This window comes from Pseudarthrobacter sp. Hb11 (assembly GCF_059383655.1).
This window is the reverse complement of record NZ_JBWZCM010000005.1, coordinates 175,700-194,631: the sequence shown is the minus strand read 5'-3', so window position 1 is coordinate 194,631 and position 18,932 is coordinate 175,700. Positions and strand designations below refer to the sequence as shown.

General features: G+C 66.0%; 17 protein-coding genes. 6 read left to right on the top strand and 11 right to left on the bottom strand.

Annotated elements, in window-relative coordinates; genetic code table 11:
- Window positions 1-2 precede the first annotated feature (2 nt).
- Both AC50X7_RS10520 and AC50X7_RS10515 read right to left on the bottom strand, forming a co-directional pair.
- Complete coding sequence (locus AC50X7_RS10520) at window positions 3-1,640, bottom strand: stealth family protein (protein ID WP_494978948.1); 1,638 nt, start codon at window positions 1,638-1,640, stop codon at window positions 3-5.
- 60 nt (window positions 1,641-1,700) lie between these two features.
- Window positions 1,701-2,630: a Cof-type HAD-IIB family hydrolase gene (locus AC50X7_RS10515; RefSeq protein ID WP_494978947.1), complete on the bottom strand. Its 930-nt coding sequence runs from the start codon at window positions 2,628-2,630 to the stop codon at window positions 1,701-1,703.
- A gap of 147 nt (window positions 2,631-2,777) precedes the next feature.
- Here AC50X7_RS10515 and AC50X7_RS10510 point away from each other — a divergent pair, with 147 nt between their 5' ends.
- Window positions 2,778-3,077: a type II toxin-antitoxin system VapB family antitoxin gene (locus AC50X7_RS10510; protein ID WP_494978973.1), complete on the top strand. Its 300-nt coding sequence runs from the start codon at window positions 2,778-2,780 to the stop codon at window positions 3,075-3,077.
- Window positions 3,070-3,744 (top strand): LytR C-terminal domain-containing protein, encoded by a 675-nt coding sequence (locus AC50X7_RS10505; RefSeq protein ID WP_494978946.1) that lies wholly within the window; start codon window positions 3,070-3,072, stop codon window positions 3,742-3,744. The genes AC50X7_RS10510 and AC50X7_RS10505 overlap by 8 nt, the downstream gene beginning before the upstream one ends.
- 73 nt (window positions 3,745-3,817) lie before the next feature.
- Here AC50X7_RS10505 and AC50X7_RS10500 read toward each other — a convergent pair whose 3' ends face one another.
- Together AC50X7_RS10500 and AC50X7_RS10495 are read right to left on the bottom strand one after the other, a co-directional pair.
- Complete coding sequence (locus AC50X7_RS10500) at window positions 3,818-4,468, bottom strand: TetR/AcrR family transcriptional regulator (protein WP_494978945.1); 651 nt, start codon at window positions 4,466-4,468, stop codon at window positions 3,818-3,820.
- Between the two features lie 49 nt (window positions 4,469-4,517).
- A complete protein-coding gene (locus AC50X7_RS10495; protein ID WP_494978944.1) occupies window positions 4,518-5,216 on the bottom strand; it encodes a DsbA family oxidoreductase in 699 nt (232 codons plus the stop codon).
- Window positions 5,217-5,440: 224 nt separating this feature from the next.
- On the opposite strand from AC50X7_RS10495, the gene AC50X7_RS10490 reads away from it, so the two are divergent.
- Window positions 5,441-6,502, top strand: coding sequence for a glycosyltransferase family 4 protein (locus AC50X7_RS10490; protein WP_494978943.1), 1,062 nt, complete (start codon window positions 5,441-5,443; stop codon window positions 6,500-6,502).
- 61 nt (window positions 6,503-6,563) lie between these two features.
- A complete protein-coding gene (locus AC50X7_RS10485) occupies window positions 6,564-8,723 on the top strand; it encodes an amylo-alpha-1,6-glucosidase (protein WP_494978942.1) in 2,160 nt (719 codons plus the stop codon).
- On the opposite strand, the gene AC50X7_RS10480 is transcribed toward AC50X7_RS10485, so the two are convergent.
- The 5 genes from AC50X7_RS10480 to AC50X7_RS10460 are packed head-to-tail and all read right to left on the bottom strand — an operon-like array spanning window position 8,720 to window position 13,364.
- Complete coding sequence (locus AC50X7_RS10480) at window positions 8,720-9,253, bottom strand: GNAT family N-acetyltransferase (protein WP_494978941.1); 534 nt, start codon at window positions 9,251-9,253, stop codon at window positions 8,720-8,722. The genes AC50X7_RS10485 and AC50X7_RS10480 overlap by 4 nt on opposite strands.
- Before the next feature lie 17 nt (window positions 9,254-9,270).
- Window positions 9,271-10,266 carry a sugar phosphate isomerase/epimerase family protein gene (locus tag AC50X7_RS10475; protein WP_494978940.1) on the bottom strand — a complete coding sequence of 332 codons (996 nt, stop codon included), beginning with the start codon at window positions 10,264-10,266 and terminating at the stop codon, window positions 9,271-9,273.
- Window position 10,267: 1 nt separating this feature from the next.
- The gene (locus tag AC50X7_RS10470) at window positions 10,268-11,410 is read right to left on the bottom strand and encodes a Gfo/Idh/MocA family protein (RefSeq protein ID WP_494978972.1); all 1,143 of its coding nucleotides are present in this window, start codon (window positions 11,408-11,410) and stop codon (window positions 10,268-10,270) included.
- Window positions 11,411-11,448: 38 nt separating this feature from the next.
- Window positions 11,449-12,612, bottom strand: a complete 1,164-nt coding sequence (locus AC50X7_RS10465) for a Gfo/Idh/MocA family protein (RefSeq protein ID WP_494978939.1) — start codon at window positions 12,610-12,612, stop codon at window positions 11,449-11,451.
- Window positions 12,609-13,364 (bottom strand): sugar phosphate isomerase/epimerase family protein, encoded by a 756-nt coding sequence (locus AC50X7_RS10460; protein WP_494978938.1) that lies wholly within the window; start codon window positions 13,362-13,364, stop codon window positions 12,609-12,611. Before AC50X7_RS10460 ends, AC50X7_RS10465 begins: the two co-directional genes overlap by 4 nt.
- Before the next feature lie 155 nt (window positions 13,365-13,519).
- Between AC50X7_RS10460 and AC50X7_RS10455 the strand changes: the two genes are divergently transcribed.
- Window positions 13,520-14,731, top strand: coding sequence for an ROK family transcriptional regulator (locus AC50X7_RS10455; RefSeq protein WP_494978937.1), 1,212 nt, complete (start codon window positions 13,520-13,522; stop codon window positions 14,729-14,731).
- A gap of 66 nt (window positions 14,732-14,797) precedes the next feature.
- On the opposite strand, the gene AC50X7_RS10450 is transcribed toward AC50X7_RS10455, so the two are convergent.
- Window positions 14,798-15,757, bottom strand: a complete 960-nt coding sequence (locus AC50X7_RS10450; RefSeq protein WP_494978936.1) for a D-2-hydroxyacid dehydrogenase family protein — start codon at window positions 15,755-15,757, stop codon at window positions 14,798-14,800.
- A 140-nt stretch (window positions 15,758-15,897) separates the two neighbouring features.
- Here AC50X7_RS10450 and AC50X7_RS10445 point away from each other — a divergent pair, with 140 nt between their 5' ends.
- Window positions 15,898-17,094, top strand: coding sequence for an MFS transporter (locus AC50X7_RS10445; RefSeq protein WP_494978935.1), 1,197 nt, complete (start codon window positions 15,898-15,900; stop codon window positions 17,092-17,094).
- A 143-nt stretch (window positions 17,095-17,237) separates the two neighbouring features.
- Here AC50X7_RS10445 and aceB read toward each other — a convergent pair whose 3' ends face one another.
- Complete coding sequence (aceB, locus tag AC50X7_RS10440) at window positions 17,238-18,890, bottom strand: malate synthase A (RefSeq protein ID WP_494978934.1); 1,653 nt, start codon at window positions 18,888-18,890, stop codon at window positions 17,238-17,240.
- Between the last annotated feature and the right edge of the window lie 42 nt (window positions 18,891-18,932).

Genomic DNA, 18,932 nt, shown 5'->3' with positions numbered 1-18,932 from the left:
CCTTACTTTTCCCAGGGCGCCTTGATGGGGAAGTACTTTTCCAGGAAGTCCGTAACCAGTTCGGCGCGCTCGTCGGCGTGCACCTCCGGGAAGCTGCCGTCGTTCAGGCAGAAAAAGTCCATGTTCCGCTTGGACAACAGCTTGGGCAGATAGTTCAGCCCGGCCCGCATGGTGGTGTCCACGTAGCGGACCTTGGCGGCTGTCTGGGTGACCGCGCGGCCCGTGAGCAATGCGTAGTAATGGTAAAACGAGTTGGTGACGGAGATGTTGTCCGCTGCACGGAACCGGCTGGCTGCGGTCTTGCGGAACTCTTCCGGAAACTCGCGCTCCATCTTCGCCACCACACTGCGGCGCAGGGGCGCGGCGGTGTGCTCAAGGTGGCGCGTGGTGATCCGCCCGAACCGGTTCCACAGCAGCTTCCGGTTGACGCGTGCAGCATTTTCAAAGCCGCTGCGTTCCGCCGCGTTCTCGCCCAGGCCGATCCGGGTTTCCGCTTCGATGAACTTGGTGATGCCGCCAGGGGTAAAGAACAGGTCCGGACTGACCGGCCGGCCGAAGAACATGTCATCGTTCGAATACAGGAAGTGCTCGGACAGGCCGTCGATGTTGTGCAGCTGGCACTCCACCGCCTGCGAGTTGTGGGTGGGCAGTACGGAAGGATCGGAGAAGAACTCTTCGCTGCGGACAATGGTGACTGCGGGGTGGTCCGCCAGCCAGTCCGGAGCGGGGGAGTCCGTGGCGATGAAGATCCGGCGGATCCACGGCGCGAACAGGTAGACGGACCGAAGTGCGTATTTGAGTTCGTTGATCTGGCGGAAGCGGGCTTCGTGGTCGTCGCCTTCGCCCAGGACCACATCCTTCTGCTGGGCGCGCCGGGCCGCAATATACTCAGGCGAGCTGCCGTCCACCCAGGAGAACACCAGGTCCACGTCGAAACTGATGTCGCTGGCGTGGTCGGCGAACATGTTCTCAATGGTGGGCCAGGTGTGGCCGTAACGTTCCACCGTGCCGCGTACCGCGTCCTGCCGCAACATGGTCCGGCGCGTCAGGGAGTTCTCGATCGGAAGGATCAGTTCCTCCCCTTCGAAGGACCACAACTCGATCTGCACTCCGGCGGAGGCGCCGAATTCGAAGCCTCCCACCGGCTCCACGCGGGGGCGGTACAGACGGAAAATCCGTGCCTGCCGGTTGGAGGACAACTCGCCGTCCGCTACCAGCACGGAGACCTTTTTCTTGGCGTCCACCGTCATGGAGTAGACCGGTTCGTCCCGGCAGGCCTCCACCAGGGCAGCACGAAGCTTTTTGCGGTCCTTCCAGTCCAGGGCGATGACCGGCCGATCGTTGTTGCCGCGGACCAGCAGGTATTGGAGGCCGGCGTCCGCCAGGACATTGCGCAGGAACAGCAGGTCCTCCACCATGGCCTGGTAGGGCGTCCTGTTGTAGTTGATCAGGGCATAGCGGCCCTTGTGCCTGATGACGTCCGGGCGGTGCCGAAGGCGCTGCTCGGCCGCCGCAGACGTGACCTCTGCGTGAAATTGTTCCTCTACGGACGCCTGGCTGCCGTAGTAGACCTCGTCCTGTACCGGTGCTTCAGTAATTGTCGTCTCCGTGCTAGTTAGAGTAAGCGTCTTTACCTGCATGATAGCCGCGCGGTGGAAACAGCAGGTTTCGGGCAGGGCTGCGCGGGGTACGGAACGGGGTTAGGCGCCCAGCGCCTCACGCCAGCTGCGCAGGAAAGCGCCGCCGGCGTCGTCGTGGATGACGGAGGCCTCAAGCCCCAGGTCCGCTGCCGTCAGGACAGCGTACGGCTTGTCTGGAACTCCATCGGCGGGGCGGACATCCACATGCTTTACCGCGTGGTCGTTGTGGTGGAGCCAGTCAGCCATGGCGTAATCCGTGCGGGAATCGCCCACTGTCCGCCAGTCCTGCGGCGTGATGCCCTGGGCAGCGAGCAGTTCCACTGCCCTGCTGGCGCCCAGGTCCTTGCCCAGCCGCACCGACTCAATGTCCGTGGAAATGATGGTGGGATCCACCCGGTAGTCCACTTCGTCGTCGGAATTCGGGGCGTGGTGGTCCAGCCGGACCACGCCCAGCCCGTGGCGGGCCATCAGGTCCATGGCATCGGCGTCAAAGAGTTTCTGCTCGGCGAGGTATTCGGCGCTGGGCACCTCGATGTGCTGTTCCACGGACACCATGGCCCGCTTGGTCTCATCGAAGAACATGTGCGCCGAGTAGTCCTCGGCCACCATCCGCCGGACGTCGTCACCATAGGCTGCGGGCACCGCGAGTTCCCGGTCCACATGGATGGGGCCGGGACCGGCAGCGGTGTAGCTGAACCAGACGGCCCCCTTTTCGCAGACGGCGTGGATGATGGTGCCGGCCGGGATGCCGGCAGCAATCATCGGTTCCATGACCTGCTCCCGGATGAAGGCATCGGAGCGGCCGGTGTTGAAAATGACAGGAATGCCGGCAGCGGCCAGCGCCACGAGATCAGAGATGATCTCGTGTTTAACGTCCCGCGTAACGGGGCTTGCCACCGGCCCGTCCACATCCAGCAGCAGCGCGAGGGGAGGCGTGGCCGGCTGGTGTCCGCCGGACGTGGAGGTGGCGAGGAACTCGGATGCTGTCATGGCACCATTCTGTCAGCAGCACCGCGAACTCCGGGCGCCAGGCGGCGAAGATCACCGCAGGTGACGGATGGTCACTGTTTGGCTACAACCTGCCTGACCGCGTGCCTGCTACTTTCGCTGGGACCTTTGGGTGCCTAGGGTGGCATGGTGATATTCAAAGCTGTGGGCGAGGGCCGCCCTTACCCTGACCATGGTTACCACACTCCCAAGGAATGGGCTGCGCTGCCCCCGCGCCCGGTCAGGCTGGACGAGCTGGTGACCACCAAGCGCACCCTGGACCTGGAGGCTCTCCTTGCCGAGGATTCCACCTTCTTCGGCGACCTTTTCCCGCACGTGGTGCAGTACCAGGGAACCCTTTACCTTGAGGACGGCCTGCACCGCGCCGTCCGGACCGCCCTGCACCAGCGCACGGCGATCCACGCCCGCGTGCTGGTCATCGATGGCTAGGAAGAAGCAGCAGGACCCAAGCGTCCTCCACGGCCACCGCGTTGTTACCGGCCCTGAGTTGCGGGCCACCTTTGAAGCGGAGCGCGACGCCGATGATACCTCGCGGGTGCGCCGCAGTGTGCTGCATGCGGTGGTGCTTGTGGTCCTCATCGGACTGATCGCTGCCGCCATTATCACGGCGCTGGCCATCATCAACGGACGCCTGAAGATCCCTGCCGCCGAGCCCGCGGAGGAGGCGGTTTCCAGCTGCCCTGCGGCCATCTTCGACTACACGCCCCACGAGAAGATAAACCTCAACGTCTACAACTCCACGAGCAGGCCGGGGTTGGCGCGGTCGGTTGCGGACGAGTTCCTGGCCAGGAAGTTCGTGGTGGGGTCGGTCTCCAATGTCGACGCCAGCTACCGGGGTGTTGCCGCGGTGGTGTCCGGAGCGGCCGGCCAGTCCGCGGCATTCAGTGTCCAGCGGAACCTGCCCGGGTCGGACTACTTCCAGGACGGGAGGGCAGACGGCAGCGTGGATGTGATTCTCGCCCAGGATTACGGTGCTCTCGCCACGCCGGAGCTCGTTGACCAGACTCCGGGGACCCTCAGCTGCCCACGTGAAAGCCGCCGGATCGCCGACGACGACAAGCGGCCGGTGGTCCCGTCCGCGGCGCCCGCTTCCTGAGACCGGCCCTGCAGGTGCGCCACCAGGCCGGGTTGTTCAACCGCCTGACAAGGGCCAAAAGTGATGGGGCAGCTCAGCCGGCCACGGCAGGAAGGGGCGCAACGCGGACCGGGCCGCCGGCGTCGTCGAACCTCGCTCCCGCGCCCAGCTGGATAAAGCGCACTGTCCTGGCCACCCTGGCTTCCAGCTCCGCGGGCTCGTCGCTGCCCCTGGCCGCGCTGGAGGACAGCGTGCCAAGGATCAGCTGCGCCTGCTGGCCGATGTCGGCCACCGGGAGGTAGCCCTGCTCCATCCCGTCGCGCAGGATGCCCTGCAGCAGGACGCTCAGCTCGCCCACGTGGTCGGCGAGCTTGGCGAAGGACGACGGCGACAGCACGGCTCCCATGGCCGGTCCCGGCGGCAGGTGGCGGCGGCTGAGGTCCACCACTTGGGCGCGGACGTACAGGGCCAGCCGCTCCACCGGGTTGTCCAGGCGCCCGAGAGCCTCCCGGAGCTCGGACAGGAATTTTTCGGTCTCCTCCAGGGCATAGGAGATAAGCAGCTCTTCGATGTCCGCGTAATAGTTGTAGACGGCCGTCCGGCCCACCCCGGCGTGGCGGGCCACGTCAGTCATGGTCAGCCCGGGAAGGCCGTGGGAAAAAAGGAGCTCGCCGAAGGCAGTAAGGATGCGGCGCTGCGTTTCCGCGCGCTGCTCGGCGTTGCTGGCCGCTGAAATCCTGGGCATGTAGACACTTTACCGCCAAGTGTCACCAAACCGTTGCCAGGCGGAGACGTTAGATGGAGCAGCCGTCCGGGCCGCAGGCCTCGCCGTCGGTGGAGTTGACCAGCACCAGCGGGTTGGCGTCCTGCCAGGCCTGGGTGAGCGCGGCGGTGAACGTCCCGGCGGGCTGGGCGCCGGAGAGCCCGAACTTGCGGTCAATGACGAAGAAGGGCACCCCGCTAATGCCCAGGGCTCGGCCCTCCTCGAAATCCGAACGGACGTCGTCGGCGTACCTGTCCGTGGTAAAGAGTTCCTCCACCTCAGCTGCGCCGATGCCCAGATCCAGGGCGAGCGAGGTCAGGTACGCGCGGCTGCCGATGTCCTTGCCGTGCTCGAAATGGTCGCTGAGCAGGCGCTCCTTGGCTTCGTCCTGCTTGCCGTGGGCGGCTGCAAGATGGATCAGGCGGTGCGCCGTGAAGCTGTTCGCAACAACCACGGAATTGAACCGGTAGTCCAGGCCCTCGCCCTTGGCCTGCTGCGTGACGTGCTCGAACATTTGCGACACCTGCTGTGGGGCCAGGCCCTTTCGGGTGCTCAAGTACTCCAGCTCGGTCCCGTCATAGTGCTCGGGCAGGGTGGGGTCCAGTTGGTAGCTGCGCCACTTGACCTCCACCGAATCGCGGTGCTCGAAGTTGGCGAGTGCTGTTTCGAAGCGGCGCTTGCCGATGTAGCACCACGGGCAGGCGACGTCGGACCAGATTTCAATCTTCATGCTGTGGGCAACCCCGGGGCCTAAGGAGGCATTCCTGCAGGCCTTTGTTAGATACCCCACAGTAGGGCTTGCCGTGTGGTTGATCCTGCGCAATAGTCGGAATGTCGGTCCAAGCAGGGGCCGGCCGCACACTCCTCATACAACCGCGGACCGGAGCAGGTTGCGCGGATGGAACTGCCCGGCCAGCTGGGAGCCCGGCCTGTCATTCTCCTTGGAGGTCAGGGATGCGGATAGGACTGATTGCGGGACCGTGGATTCCCATTCCACCGGTGACTTACGGCGGCACCGAGAGGGTGGTGGACAGCCTGGCCCGCGGTTTCGCGGCCGCGGGGCATGACGTACTCCTGGCGGCGCCGACGGACAGCACGTGCCCGGTGCCGAGGGTTCCGGGCATGCGGGCCTCGGTTCCGGACGGCCTGAACCTGACAATCTCCGAACTCAGCCACGTGGCACGGGCCTACGAGGGCCTGGGAAGTGCGGACATCATTCACGACCACACGCTGGCCGGCCCCTTGTATCTGCACCGGCCGAAGCGGATACCGGTGGTGACCACCATCCACTGCCGGCTGGACCCTGAAGCGGCCGATATCTACAGAGCCATTGCGCGCAAAGCAGCAGTCATCGCCATTTCCCGCAACCAAGGCTCCCACGCGCCGGACGTTCCAATCACCCAGGTGATTCACCACGGGATGGACGTCTCCTCGGTCCCCGTGGGATCGGGCAGCGGGGGCTACCTGTGCTTTGTGGGGAGGGCCTGCCCGGACAAGGGGCTGTTGGAGGCCGTCATGATTGCCCATCAGGCGGGCATGCCATTGCGGATAGCGACGAAGATGCGCCAGCCGGATGAGGTTTGCTTCTTCCAGGAGGTGGTTCAACCGATGCTGGGGCCGGACGACGACGTCCTGGACGAAGTGGATGATGCCAGCAAGTACCGGCTGATGGGGGAAGCGGTGGCGTTCCTGAACCCTATCCAGTGGCCGGAGCCCTTCGGGTTGGTCATGATCGAGGCACTGGCCACCGGCACCCCGGTGATCGGGACCCCTGCTGGTTCGGCACCCGAGATAGTTGAGCATGGACGGACCGGATACCTGGGGGACATCGGGCAGTTGGCCGGCTTCGCGGGGATGGCAGACGGCATCAGCCGGGCAGCGTGCCGAAGGGCAGTGGAGGAGCGGTTCAGCGAGGAACGGATGGTGAACGAGCACCTTAACCTGTACGGTCAACTGCTCGACGGGGCTGTACGCGGAGGGGTTCCGCATCCTGTCAGAGTGCACCAGAATCAGTAAGGGTGTGTAAGCCTGCTTCCGAATCCGCGGCGGCAGCAGCCCGCTGAGGAGGGAGTTGTTCGTGACCGCATGGAACGCCGATACAGAGGCAGCCGCATCCGAGTCGGGTTCGGTCACGGTGGTGGAAGGATCCTCATTCTGCATCTCATCAGGCGGCGGGGACATCAGTTCCGACGGCGGCACGAACGGTGCGTTCTTCCAGGACACCCGCATCATTTCCCACTGGGTGCTCCGGGTCAACGGTTCCCTGCGGGAGCCGTTGGCGGCCCAGAGGCCCCGGCCCTTCGAGGCCACCTTTGTGGGCCGGGCCAAGTGGCCGGACGGCAGGTTCGACAGCCCCCTGGTGGTCCGCCAGGTGCGACACATCGGACCCGGACTGCAGGACGACATCACCCTGGAAAACTACTCTGCCGAACCGGTGGACTGCGACGTCGAGCTTCTCATCGACGCCGACCAGGCTGACCTTTTCGATGTAAAGGGCGGGCGGGCATCCCGCACCGCAGAATCATCCCGCACTGTCCGCGACGGCCAGCTCGTTATTGAAAGCGCCCACAACGGGCAGCGGCGCGGGACCGCCATCCGTGCCCGTGGGGCGGTCGTCAGCACGGACGGGCTCCGCTTCCGGGCCACCATCCCGGCCCGCGGCAAGTGGGCAACCAGCGTGATCGTGGTCCCACTCGTCAACGGGCAGGCACCCGACGAACCCTTCAACGAAGGCGGGCTTCCGCACCACCGCGAAGGTGCGCTCCGGCACCGCCACTGGGAGCAGAACGTGCCCCGGATCACCGTCACGGACAGCAACCTGCAGGCAGTCCTGAACCGCAGCGAGAGCGACCTTGGCTCCTTGCGGATCTTTGACGAGCACCACCCGGAACGGGCCGCCGTGGCAGCCGGGGCGCCCTGGTTCATGGCACTTTTCGGCCGCGACTCCATCCTGTCCTCCTACATGTGCCTCCTGGTGGACCCCAAATTGGCTGCCGGCACGCTGCAGACTTTGGCAGGCCTCCAGGGAACCAAGGTCGATCTGGATTCGGAGGAGGAACCCGGGCGGATTCCCCATGAAGTGAGGCTTGGCGTTACAGCCGGCGCCGCGCTGGGCGGCACCGCCTATTACGGGACGGCTGACGCCACTCCGCTCTTCGCCGCCCTCATCGGCGAACTTAGCCGGTGGGGACTCTCACGCGACATCATCGAGCCATTGCTTCCGCACGCGGACCGGGCCCTGGACTGGATCGAGCAGTACGGGGACCGCGACGGCGACGGGTTCGTGGAATACGCCAGGCCCAATGACCACGGGCTGATAAACCAAGGCTGGAAGGACTCCTGGGACGGCATCAACTTCCCCGACGGCACGATGGCCGAGGCGCCCATAGCCCTCTGCGAAGTGCAGGCCTACGTTTATTCGGCCTACATTGGCCGGTCCCTGCTTGCTCGCTGGAGCGGTGATTCTGCCTTGGAACAGCACTGGGCAGAACGCGCTGCGGAATTGAAGGCCGCGTTCAACGAGAAGTTCTGGCTGCCGGAGAAAGGCTACTTCGCGGTGGCACTGGACAAGGACAAGCGGCCGGTGGACGCCTGTGCCTCGAACATGGGCCATTGCCTCTGGCTGGGCATCGTGGATGAGGACAAGGCGCCGTCGGTGGTGGAACACCTGATGTCCCCGCAGATGTTCACCGGCTGGGGTATCCGTACTCTCGCCTCTGACATGGGGGCGTACAACCCGGTGAGCTACCACAACGGCTCGGTCTGGCCGCATGACTCGGCGCTGGTGGCTACGGGCATGATGCGCTACGGGTTCGTCGAGGAGGCCCGGCGCCTTGCGTTGGGCCTCATTGAGGCTGCCGAGCACTTTGACGGCCGGCTCCCGGAGTTGTTCTGCGGCTTCGACCGCGGCGAGTTTCCGGGGCCGGTGCCCTACCCCACGGCTTGCTCGCCGCAGGCGTGGGCGGCCGCGGCGCCGGTGCAGTTGGCGAGGATCCTCCTGCGGTTCGACCCCGACTTCACCCGCAACGTGGTCCACCTGGCCCCGATCCTCCCCGAAGCCCTCGGTGAGTTCAGCGCTGAGAACGTACTGCTGGACACGGCCCGCGTGACCATCAGGGCCAAGGGTACCGACGGCAGCATCGAGGGCCTTCCGCCCGGACTTCGGCTGTTGGCCGAACCCCGCCCGCCGTTGGACTCCCTGCTGGATGACTTCGGAGAGGTGCACCCCGGCAGTTAAGGGACGGTGCGCTCCAGCACGAAGTCATGCTCCACGGTGCTGCCCAGCCGGAAAGACTTGGTGCCTACCCTGCTGAACCCTGACTTTTCATAGAAGCGGATGGCACGGGCGTTCTGGCTGTTGACGCCCAGCCAGACGCCCTGGCCGCCGGCTTCGGCAGCCGCCTGGAGGCTGGCGTGCATCAGCTCGGCAGCCGCGCCGAGCCCGTGGTGTTCCGGGTGCACGTAGCACTTGCTCAGTTCCACCGACGGCAGGATCCCCAGCGCGGACACGACGTCCGGGTCATCTGCCGGCCGGTTCACCAGCAGGCTGTAGCCCCGCAGGTTGCCGCCGTCGTCAATCACCAGGATGGTGACCGCGGGGTCGTCGAGGTAGCTCTGGAAGTGGCGTTCGCTGAGCGTGTTGGCGAGGTGCGCCGCGATGTCCTGGGGCGACGACGACGGCGGGCAGGCGAGGGGAAAGGTGACGGCCGCCAGCGCAGCCAGCGCGCCGGCGTCGTCCCCTGTTGCCTTACGGATGGAAGAGGTCATGCAGGGATTTTATGTCCCTACTGCTTGAAGGCGGCGTCGAAGGAGGTGCTCGACGGCGCGAAGTCGAACTTCTTGAGGGCGGCGAGGGCTTCGGGGGCGCCGTGGAGGCGGTCCATTCCGGCGTCTTCCCACTCAACCGAGATGGGCCCGTCGTAGCCGATGGCGGTCAGGGCGCGGAAGGACGCTTCCCAGGGGACGTCGCCGCGTCCGGCGGAGACGAAGTCCCAGCCGCGGCGGGGGTCGCCCCAGGCGAGGTGGGAGCCCATCACGGTGTTCCGGCCTGTCTGGCGGACCTTGGTGTCCTTGCAGTCCACGTGGTAGATCCGGTCCTTGAAGTCCCAGATGAAGGAGACGGGGTCGATGCCCTGCCACATCATGTGGGACGGGTCCCAGTTCAGGCCGAAGGCTTCGCGGTGGCCGATCGCTTCGAGGGTGCGGACGGTGGTCCAGTAGTCGTAGGCGATTTCCGAGGGGTGGACCTCGTGCGCGAAGCGAACGCCGCACTCGTCAAAGACGTCCAGGATGGGGTTCCAGCGGTCGGCGAAGTCCTGGTACCCGGCCTCGATGACCTTTTCCGGGACGGGCGGGAACATGGCGACGTACTGCCAGATGGAGGAGCCGGTGAAGCCCACGACGGTGTCCACGCCGAGTGCCTTGGCGAGCCGGGCAGTGTGCTTCATCTCTTCCGCGGCGCGCTGGCGGACGCCTTCGGGGTCGCCGTCGCCCCACACCTTGGCGCCGACGATCGCTTCGTGGCGGAAGTCGATGGGGTTGTCGCAGACGGCCTGGCCCTTGAGGTGGTTGGAGATGGCCCAGACCTTCAGGTTGTACTTCTCCAGTACGGCGAGCTTGGACTCGACGTAACCGGGTTCGTCCCAGCGCCAGGCATCCAGGTGGTCGCCGGAGACGGCTATTTCCAGGCCGTCGTAGCCCCAGCCGGACGCCAGCTTCGCGACTTCCTCAAACGGAAGGTCGGCCCACTGGCCAGTGAACAGGGTGTAGGGGCGGGGCATGTCAGGCTCCTTCTGTCGTAGCTGCGGGGCGGGTTGCTGGGGTCAGCGGGATGGTTGAACTTTTTGCGGCGGCGGACTCCTCCACGGCGGCCAGGATGCGCTGGACTTCCAGTCCGTCCTCGAACGACGGCGACGGCTCGGTCCCGCTGCCGACGGCAAGCAGGAAGTCGCGGATTTCGTGCGTGAAGGTGTGCTCCCAGCCGATGATGTGGCCCTGCGGCCACCAGCCGTCCATGTACGGGTGGTCGGGTTCGCTTACAATGATCCGGCGGAAGCCCTGCTCGCGGGCGGGCGCTGTGGCGTCAAGGAACCTGAGTTCGTTGAGGTTTTCCAGGTCGAAGGTGATGGCACCTTTGTCACCGTAGACCTCCAGCTGGAGGGAGTTCTTCCGGCCGGTGGCCACGCGGGAGGCCTCCACCGAGGCGACCGCCCCGGAGGCGAGGGTCAGCGTCGCCCAGGCAGCGTCGTCGACCGTTACCTCTTCAAGCCCCTCGGGTCCCGGCCTCTGGTTCACGAAGGTGTGCAGGCGGCCGGCAACTTCCGTGACCTGGTCGCCGAGCAGGAAGAGGACCTGGTCGATGGCGTGGGAGGCGATGTCCCCAAGCGCCCCGGAGCCCGCAGTGTCCTTTGTCAGCCGCCAGGTCATGGGGGCTGACTCATCGGCCAGCCAGTCCTGGAGGTAAGCCGCCCGGACTTGGCGGACGGTACCGAGCCGGCCGGCCGCGATCATTTCCTTCGCAAGGGCCAGGGCGGGGACGCGGCGGTAGTTGAATCCCACCATCGACTGCACACCTGCGGCCCTGGCGGCCCGCGCTGCGGAGGTTATGGCCTCGGCCTCCGCCAGGGTGTTGGCCAGCGGCTTTTCCAGCAGCACATGTTTGCCGGCTTCGAGCGCGGCGATGGCAATCTCGGCGTGCAGCCAGCCGGGGGCGCAGATATCCACGATATGGATGTCGTCCCGGTCCAGCACGGCGCGCCAGTCCGTGGCCGTTTCACTCCAGCCGTACTTGGCGGCGGCGTCCGAGACTGCGGCGGCGTCCCTGCCCACGAGGATCTTCTGCTCGAACGCGGGGACGTCGAAGAAGCTTGCCACGTTCCGCCAAGCATTGGAATGCGCCTTGCCCATAAAGGCGTAGCCGATCATCGCCACGCCCAGCCGACCCTTGAGGCCTGGTTCGCGGCTCACGCGTTGCCGTCCAGAGTCAGCGTTTCCGGGGCCCAGTCCTCCGGGAGGGGAGCCGACGCCGGTGCGGAGCTTTCGACACTGACAAACGTGCCGGACTCCACGGACTCCGAGATGGAGACCATGCTGTCCAGGACGTGATAGGCAAGGTTGCCGGTGGCACGGTGGGGGACACCGGCACGGATGGACCGGGCCATGTCCAGGACTCCCATGCCGCGGTCGTTCGCCGGACCGGTGGCCGCGATGGTGGTCCAGTCCTCGTCTCCCGCACGCCAAAGCCTGATGTCGCCGTCGAAGTAATTGGGGTCCGGCAGGGACAGGGTGGCCTCAGTGCCCGTGATCTCCACGAAGCCCACCCGGTGGCGGGGGGACTCGAAGGAGAAAACGCTGTGGGAGGACGCCCCGCCTTCGAACTGGGCCATCGCGGACACGTGGGTGGGCACTTCCACCGTGAACTCTTCGCCGGCTTTGGGCCCGGAACCGATCACGCGCACATCCTTGGCCTTGGATCCGACGGCGGCCACCTTGCGGATCGGGCCGAAAGCCTGGACCAGGGTGGTGAGGTAGTAGGGGCCCATGTCGAACAAGGGGCCGGCGCCGTGCTGGAAGAGGAAGGCCGGGTTGGGGTGCCAGGATTCCGGGCCGGGGGTCTGGAACGTGGTCATTGCGCTCAGGGGAGTTCCAATATCGCCCCGCTGGATTACGCGCAGTGCGGTTTGCAGGCCTGCGCCGAGGAACGTGTCCGGGGCGCAGCCGAGGCGGATTCCGGCGGCATCAGCGGTTTTGAGCAGGCCCAGGCCGGACTCGCGGTCCAGCGAGAAGGGCTTCTCGGTCCAGACGTGCTTGCCGGCGTTCACGGCGGCAGTGGCAACCTCCACGTGGGCGGCAGGGATGGTCAGATTGACGATAATTTCGACGTCGGGGTGGTTCAGTGCCTTCTCCACCCCGCCCCACTCGGGGATGCCATATTCCTTGGCCCGGGCTTCCGCCGCTTCCTCGAAGAGGTCCGCGATGACGTGGACTTTCAAATCCGGGAAGACGGTGAGGTTGTCCAGGTACTGCTTGCTGATGTTGCCGGCGCCGATGACACCAACGCCCACCGGGCCGCGTCCCGTTGCTGCGTTCAGCGGGTTTGTTGGGTTGATCGGGGATGCGGCGCTCATGCTTCTGCTCCGGCTGCGGCGGTGCCGGACTCCTGCAGGAACGCCAGGCTCTGGGCGATGCCGTCGAAAATGTCCCCGTCGTAGTCATCAAATTCCACAACTCCCACTTCCATGGACTTCGCGGCGGCAATGACGTCCAGGACAGCCACCTTGCCCTTACCAGCGGGCAGCTGGGCCTTGGTGTCGGTGGTCAGCGGCCCGTCCTTGATGTGGATGAACTTCACCCGGTCACCCAGCTTGCCCAGGAGGTCCACGGGGTCCTGTCCACCGACAGCGACCCAGTACGTGTCCACCTCCAGGACCAGTTCCGGGTCCAGGAGGTCCGCAAAGTACTCCAGGGCCGTCCGGCCCTCGATGGTGGACTCCAGCTCCCACTGGTGGTTGTGGTACCCCACCCGGATGCCGTAGCCGGCCCCCTTTTTGGCCGCTTCGTTCAGCTTGGCGGCCGTGGCCTGGACGTCCTCCGCGGACTGCCAGCGCTCCGCAGGAATGAACGGCTCGATCACGGTGGTGATCCCAAGTTCCTTTGCGGCGGCGAAGATTTCGTCCTGGTCCTGGCTCAGCAGCGGGGCGTGGCCGGACGGCGCGGTGACGCTATTCTCCCGCAGGGCCGCTCCAAGCTCGGTGGCAGTGGCAACGAAGTTGTACGGCTCCACCTTGGTGAAGCCGAGTTCCGCCACCCTTCTGATAGCGCCGGGAAGGTCTTCCTGGATCGCGTTGCGCAGCGTATAGAGCTGGAGCGAGTAGGACATCTGGTCTCCTGGGGGTCTGGGACTCGGTTTCGGGCTGCAGGTAAGCGGGCACGGCCGAGCTTTTCGGTCTACTGCAAAGCTAGGTCTACTTTTGCTGTCCGTCAAGCAAAAGTTGTCAGCGTGACATGCAGAAGTGGGCGTGCTATCCATGTCCTATGACCAAGACCGCAGGCAGCAGCATCCCGGCGTCAGAACCTGCCGCTCTCCAGGGCGGGGCCGGTGTCCTGTTTCAGCTCCTCCGGGACGGCAAGGCGCGGACCAGGGCTGAGCTTGCGCTGACCACCGGCCTGGCAAGGTCCACCGTGGCGTCACGTATCGATGCCCTCATCGAGTCTGGATGGGTGGGCCCGGCCGGTGAGGCGACGTCCAGCGGCGGCAGGCCGCCGTCGCGCTTTGCCTTCAACCCTTCCGTGCGGGTTGTGCTCGCGGTGGACGTCGGGGCCACCCACGTCATCGTTGCCGCCACGGACCTCAATGGCCAGGTCCTGGCCGAACAACGCCTGGCGCAGGACGTGGCGGACGGGCCGGAAGTCGTGCTGGGCCGGGTGGTCAAGGAGGGTTTGTCGCTGCTGGCCGCTGCTGGCCGCGGGATGGCGGATCTGGCGGGCGTGGGCATCGGTTTGCCGGGGCCGGTGGAGCACACCAGCGGGCGGCCGGTCAAGCCGCCCATCATGCCGGGCTGGGACGGGTTTGACGTCGTGTCTTACGTTCAGCGATCCCTGCCAGTGCCCGTGCTGGTGGACAACGATGTGAACATCATGGCGCTGGGGGAACAGACCGCCCACTGGCCCGGGGACGGAAACTTCCTGTTTATCAAGGTGGCCACCGGCATCGGCTCCGGAATTATCAGCAGCGGAACCCTGCAGCGAGGTGCCAACGGTACCGCCGGCGACCTGGGCCACGTGCGGGTTCCGCGCGGCGACGACGTGCTGTGCCGCTGCGGCAACTACGGCTGCCTGGAGGCCCTGGCGTCCGGTCCGGCGTTGGCCGCCGAACTGGACCGGCAGGGGGTTGCGGCCACGGATGGCAGTGACGTACTGCGGCTCGTGGCGCAGGGAAACCTGCAGGCCATCCAGGTACTGCGACAGGCGGGCCGGGACGTGGGCGACGTCCTGGCCACAGTGGTCAACCTGCTCAACCCGTCTGTTGTTGTGGTCGGTGGAAGCCTGGGCCAGGCCGGGGAGCACCTCATGGCTGGCGTGCGGGAAGTGGTATACCGGCGCTCGCTTCCGCTGGCCACAGCCCACCTCCGCATTTCACTGTCCCTGGCCGGCGACCGCGCTGCCATTCTGGGCGCAAGCCAGATGGTGACGCAGCATGTGCTGTCTCCGGCATCCATTGAGGCAACGCTTCAGGTACCCGGGTAACGGCCGGGACCCGTTAGCCCCGCGGGCGGCTCAGCCTGCCGCCCCCCTACGACCTGCTCGGGGGCTTCAGCCGGAAATCACGCGCACGGGCGAGCCTGCCAGCCAGGCCTTGACGTTCTCCAGAGCCCCGCCGTAAAACTCCCGGTAGCTCTCGCGCGTCACATAGCCCAGGTGCGGGGAGAGCACCGTGTTGGGGGCACTGAGGAGCGGGTGGCCTGCCGGCAAGGGTTCGTGGTCGAACACGTCCACGGCTACGCCGGCGATCCAGCCTTCGGACAGGGCCCGGACCAGGGCGTCCTGGTCAACCAACGGGCCCCGTGCGGTGTTCACCAGGACGCCGTCCGGCCCCAGCAGCCGTAACTCGGGCTCGCCCACTATGCCCTCTGAACGGGGAGACAGGCGCAGGTGGAGGGTGGCGACGTCGGAAGTCCTGAAGAGTTCCTCCTTGGACACTTTCCGCACCCCGGCCCCGGCTGCGGCCTCATCTGTCAGATTCTGGCTCCATGCCACGACCTCCATGCCGAAAGCCTGACCGTAGGCGGCAATCCTGCGGCCAATCTTGCCCAGACCCACCACGCCCAGGGTCTTGCCGGCCAGTTCGAACCCCACCGTGTTCTGCCAGGCGCCCGAGCGGAGCGAAGCATCCTCGGCGGGGATGTTGCGCGCCAGAGCCAGGAGCAGTGCCCAAGTCAGTTCCGGAGCGGCTGTGGGCGAGCCGGGAGTGCCGCATACCGTCAATCCGAGCTCAGCTGCCGCCTCCACGTCGATGGAGGCGTTTGCCATCCCGGTGGTGACCAGGAGCTGGAGGGCGGGGAGCTTTTCGAGCACTTCCCGCGGGAAAGCGGTCCGCTCCCGCATCGCAATGATGATCGTCACTCCTGCCAGGGCGGACACCAGCGCGTCCTGTGACGCGAACGGCTCCCGGTACGAGGTGACCGTGACGCCGTCGGCCTCCAGGGAGGACCAGTCCGCAAATCCATGCGCCACATCCTGGTAGTCATCAAGGATGGCAAGCCGGTGCTGCATGTTGTGTCCTTCGTCCGGAGTCAGCGGCAGTGATGTTCATCGTAAGGCAGGACCGGCCCGCCGCCGCCGGGACCTGCCGCGTTCGTCCCCGTGATAGCAATGGGTGTGATGAAAAAAGATCCAGCATCCAAGCCCTGCAGGTGAGCGGCCGCATCTTTGCCAGGATTCCTAAGACATGGATCCTGCTGGCCTGCATCGGGCTGCTGGCGCTGAACCTTCGCGGGCCCTTCGTCGCCGTCGCCCCGGTGGTGGACGTGATGCAGGCCGACCTGGGCTTTTCCCCGGTGGTGCTGGGACTGCTGACCAGCATTCCGGTGTTGTGCTTTGCGCTCGCGTCACCCCTGGCGTCGATGGTGGCCCGCGGGTATGGCGCCGAGTTCGCCGTGACCCTCACCATCCTGGGTGTGCTGGCCGGCGTCATCATCCGGTCCTCGGGCGGTCCGGCACTGGTGCTGGCCGGCACAGTGGTGATTGGCCTGGCCATCACCATCGGCAACATCGCTGCGCCCCTCATCATCCGCCGCGACTTCCCGCCGCTGCGTCAGGGAACCGCCATGGGCGTCTATACGGCCGCGCTGAACGTGGGGTCCTTTCTGACGTCGATGGTCACGGCGCCGCTGGCCGAACTCGCGGGCTGGCAGCTGGCGCTCGCCTCCGTCGGGGTCTTCGCCGTAGCGGCCATCGTGTGCTGGGCGCTCGCCGTCGGACTCCGCGCTGCTTTTGTGCCCTCAGGCGCTGTTGCACCGGATGGGCCGAGGGACGGAGCCGTTGCCGGCTCAGGGTGGACCACGGCCGGGCTCACGGCTGCGTTCGCCGGACAGGCCTTCTCCTATTACGCCGTTACGGCCTGGCTGCCGAGTTACCTGAACGACGAACTGGGCATGTCCGCTGCTGCGGCCGGAGCAGGCTCCTCGCTTTTCCAGGTGTTTGCCATTGTGGGCGGCCTCGGTGTGCCGTTCGCAGCCAAATATTTCAGTACGACGACGGTGGCCGTCACCTTGGGCTTGTTGTGGACTGCCGTGCCGGCCGGTCTCCTGCTGGCACCGGAACTCTGGTGGCTGTGGTCAATCTTTGGCGGCGTTGCCCAAGGCGGCGGCATCACGCTGATCTTCATCGCCATTATCAAGCTGGCGCGGGACCAGGTTTCCGCCGGCCGGATGTCCGCCACCGTCCAGGGGCTTGGCTACTGCTTCGGCGCGGTTGCACCTCCGCTGGTGGGATACGTGCACGTCGTTTCAGGATCCTGGACGCCTGCCCTGCTCCTTATCCTGGCGTCGGTGCTGACGTTCTTCCTTGCCGCCACCCTCTCCGTGCGGCGGGTGCCCAAGGGGCGGTAAAGCGCGAGCCCAGCCCGCCGTCGTTCGCTTTGCGCGCGTTCGAGGGGTGCTCCGTCGCCGGGCCGGCCCTCCGGATTTCGGAGGTGCCTGTTGCGGAGGGCGTGCCGGCCCGGCGGACGGAAGTTCTGGTGTCGTTCTGCTGGCTACGCCGCGGCGAGCTCCTCCACCGATGCCCGTTCACGGGCTTCCGTGAGGTAGCGGGCGTAGGCGGGCAAGGTGAGGAAGGACGGGAAGTCCTGGGCCAGGGTGACCTCCTCGAAGATGTCGCGGGCGTCTTCGAAGCGGTCGCCGTCGAAGCGTTCCAGCCGTGCGAATTCCTCGTCGAGCAGTTCCTCGATCCAGTGGTGGGTAATGATTTCGCCTCGGTCCGTGATGGCCCGGGCGTAGATCCACTGCCAGAGCTGGGACCGGGAAATCTCGGCGGTGGCAGCGTCTTCCATGAGGTTGTGGATGGCCACCGCGCCGTTGCCCCGGAGCCAGGACTCGATGTAGCGGATGCCCACTTCGATGTTGTTCCGGATACCCTGTTCGGTGATGGTGCCCTCAGTGGCGGCCACGTTGATCAGTGCGCGGTCGTCCGGGATGACGTCCTCGCGGAGCTTATCCAGCTGGTTGGGCTTTCTGCCCAGGACGGTGTCGAATACCTCTCGGCAGACGGGCACGAGGTCGGGGTGGGCCACCCAGGAGCCGTCGAAGCCGTCGTTGGCTTCGCGGGTTTTGTCGGCGCGGACCTTTTCGAGGGCGCTGGTGTTGGCTTCGGGGTCTTTGCGGTTGGGAACAGCTGCTGCCATGCCGCCGATGGCCATGGCGCCGCGCTTGTGGCAGGCGCGGACGAGTTGTTCGGTGTAGGCGCGCATGAAGGGGGCGGTCATGGTCACTTGGGCCCGGTCCGGGAGGACGAAGCGGGGGCCTCGTGTGCGGAAGTTCTTGATCAAGGAGAAGATGTAGTCCCAGCGGCCGGCGTTCAGGCCGGAGGCGTGGTCGCGCAGTTCGTAGAGGATTTCCTCCATTTCGAAGGCTGCGGTGATGGTCTCGATCAGCACGGTGGCGCGGATGGTGCCCTGCGGGATGTTCAGGAGGTCCTGGGCGAGGATGAAGATGTCGTTCCAGAGTCGTGCTTCGAGGTGGTTCTCGATCTTGGGCAGGTAGAAGTACGGACCCTTGCCCTGGGCCAGGAGGCGGCGGGCGTTGTGGAAGAAGAACAGGCCGAAGTCCACGATCCCGCCCGCTACGGGGGTGCCGTCGATGAGCATGTGCTTCTCGGGCAGGTGCCAGCCGCGGGGGCGGACCACGATGGTGGGCAGGTCGCCGGCGGGACGGAGCTTGTATTCTTTGCCTTCTTCGGTGGTGAAGTCGATCCGGCGTTCCAGTGCGTCGGTGAGGTTCAGTTGGCCCTTGATGACGTTGCGCCAGGTGGGGGTGGAGGAGTCTTCCATGTCCGCCAGCCAGACCTTCGCACCGGAGTTCAGGGCGTTGATGGTCATCTTCTTGTCCACTGGCCCGGTGATCTCCACGCGGCGGTCCTCCAGCCCGGGTGCCGGGGGAGCCACCCGCCAGGACGGGTCGTTGCGGATGTGCTCGGTTTCGCGGAGGAAGCGGGGGTCCGCGCCGGCGGCAATCTCAGCACGCCGCGCCCGCCGCGCCTGCAACAGCTCCTGCCGCCGCTCAGCAGTAGCCCGGTGCAGCCTGGCGATAAAGGACAGAGCGTCCGGCGTCAGCACCTCGTCCTGCCGGCAAATCGGCTGGGCCGTCAAAGTAATGCCATTGATGGTGAAACTGTCAGTGAAGCTGTTCATTTCTGTCTCCTCAAAGACCAAAAGGGAAGTTCGACGGCGGCT